The 2,531-nt window shown below is 58.6% G+C and carries 3 protein-coding genes; all 3 read right to left on the bottom strand.

All coding sequences use genetic code 11. The annotated features are described in order from the left end of the window. Positions 1-1,027: prephenate dehydratase (pheA, locus tag AC1DRJ_RS24270; protein ID WP_477804387.1), on the bottom strand; the 1,027-nt coding region annotated here is incomplete at its 3' end. Beyond that, positions 1,027-2,112, bottom strand: a complete 1,086-nt coding sequence (serC, locus tag AC1DRJ_RS24265; protein ID WP_477804386.1) for a 3-phosphoserine/phosphohydroxythreonine transaminase — start codon at positions 2,110-2,112, stop codon at positions 1,027-1,029. The genes pheA and serC, both read right to left, overlap by 1 nt. 228 nt (positions 2,113-2,340) lie before the next feature. Beyond that, on the bottom strand, positions 2,341-2,531 hold a 191-nt coding region (locus AC1DRJ_RS24260; RefSeq protein WP_477804385.1), incomplete at its 5' end, for a hypothetical protein.

Here is a 2,531-nt window from a genome sequence, read left to right as displayed (position 1 = left end):
GCACACCTTTGATCAATGGATCGCGATGGTGGCCGACGAAGTCGATGAAGAACACGTAGGTCCATTTACCGCTGCGCGACGGACGCGTTTCGATGCGCGTCAGGTCGATACCGTTGTCGTGGAACGGCACCAGCAATTCATGAAGCGCACCGGGCTTGTTGCTCATGGAGACGATGATCGAGGTCTTGTCGTCGCCCGTCGGCGGCACTTCCTGGCTACCGATCATCAGGAATCGCGTGGAGTTATCCGGACGATCCTCGATTTTCTCGGCCAGTCGGGTCAAGCCGTACAGGCCGGCAGCCATGTCGCCGGCAATCGCCGCCGAGTTCCACTCACCTTTAACCCGCTTGGCCGCTTCGGCGTTGCTGGACACCGCCACGCGCTCGACATTCGGGTAATGGGCGTCCAGCCACTTGCGGCACTGGGCCAGCGACTGGGCATGGGAATAGATGCGGCTGATGCTGTCAGTCTTGGTGTTTTCACCGACCAACAGGTGGTGGTGAATCCGCAACTCGACTTCGCCACAGATGACCATGTCGTGCTCGAGGAAACTGTCGAGGGTGTGGTTGACCGCGCCTTCAGTGGAGTTTTCCACCGGAACCACGCCAAAGTTCACCGCACCGGCAGCCACTTCGCGGAACACTTCGTCGATCGCCGCCATGGGCTTGCTGATCACTGCGTGGCCGAAGTGCTTCATGGCCGCCGCTTGGGTGAAGGTGCCTTCAGGGCCGAGGTAAGCCACTTTCAGCGGCTGCTCGAGCGCCAGGCACGAAGACATGATTTCGCGGAACAGCCGCGCCATCTCTTCGTTACCCAGCGGCCCTTTATTACGCTCCATTACACGCTTGAGCACCTGAGCTTCGCGCTCAGGACGATAGAACACCGGCACTTCGCCTTCGGCCAGCGAGGCCATCTTTACTCGCGCAACTTCCTGGGCGCAGCGTGCGCGCTCACTGATCAGCTCCAGGACTTTAGTGTCCAGGGCATCAATGCGAACGCGCAGTGCCTTGAGTTCTTGCTCAGACATTAGCCGTGTTCCTTCTCGAACTCTGCCATGTACGAAATCAGCGCGTTGACCGCTACGATGTCGACGGCGTTATAGATGGAGGCGCGCATGCCGCCCACGGAACGGTGCCCTTTGAGGTTCAACAGGCCACGCGCGTCGGCACCGGCCAAAAACGGCTTGTCCAGACGGTCGTCAGCCAGACGGAACGGCACGTTCATCCACGAGCGGTCCGATCTGTTGATCGGGTTGCTGTACAAACCGCTGGCGTCGATGAAGTCATACAGCGTGCGCTGTTTCACTTCATTGAGTTTGCCGATGGCTTCAACACCACCCTGCTCTTTGAGCCACTCGAACACCAGGCCGGACAAGTACCAGGCCAGGGTCGGCGGGGTGTTGTACATCGAGCCGTTATCGGCCGCGACCTTGTAATTGAGCATGGTCGGGCACAGGGAACGGGCGTGGCCCAGCAGGTCTTCGCGAACGATGTTGACCACGATGCCGCTAGGGCCGATGTTTTTCTGGGCGCCGGCGTAGATCATGCCAAAGCGCGAAACATCGATCGGGCGAGACAGAATGTCCGAGGACATGTCGGCCACCAGCGGAACGTCGCCGGTTTCGGGGATCCACTGGAATTCCAGGCCGCCGATGGTTTCGTTCGGCGCGTAGTGAACGTAGGCCGCGTCTTTCGACAGGGTCCATTCGTTCTGACCGGGTATAGCGAAATAGTCGTAAGGCTTGGCGGTACCGGCGACATTCACGTTGCCGTAGCGCGAAGCTTCTTCGATGGCTTTCTGCGACCATATACCGGTATCGATATAGTCGGCAGTGCCGTTTTCCGGCAACAGGTTCAGAGGAATCTGAGCAAACTGCTGGCTGGCGCCGCCTTGCAGAAACAGCACTTTATAGTTCGAAGGGATATTCAGCAGATCACGCAGATCCTGCTCGGCCTTGGTGGCGATGGACACGAACTCATCGCTGCGATGGCTCATTTCCATGACCGACAGGCCCTTGCCGTGCCAATCAAGGAGTTCACCCTGGGCGCGCTGCAGGACAGCTTCGGGAAGTGCCGCAGGACCGGCACAGAAGTTATAGGCTCTCTTGCTCACATCCAATCTCGCTCTGATTTGGTAGGTCATGCAAACTTATCAGTCGACGCAGATCCAATGTGGGAGCGGGCTTGCTCGCGAAGGCGGTGTAACAGACGACATCGATGCTGAATGTCAGTCCGTCTTCGCGAGCAAGCCCGCTCCCACACTCGATCTCCATGGGCGCCGAAATTTCATTGCGGACAAACAACAAGGGGGCGAATTCTCATCCGCCCCCTGTTTGTTCGCTTACTCTTGTGGCTCTTCGTCAGCGGCGGCATCGAGTTGCTGATCGTCAACAACGTCGTCGATCACGACTTCGCCAACGAACTCTGCACCCTCTTCACCTTCCAGCTCTTCACCTTCGACTTCCGACGGTTCCTGAACCCGCTCCAGACCGACCAGTGTTTCATCGCGGGCCAGCTTGATCAGGGTCACGC

This window comes from Pseudomonas sp. P5_B2, from assembly GCF_056400445.1.
This window is presented reverse-complemented; position numbering and strand designations above follow the sequence as displayed.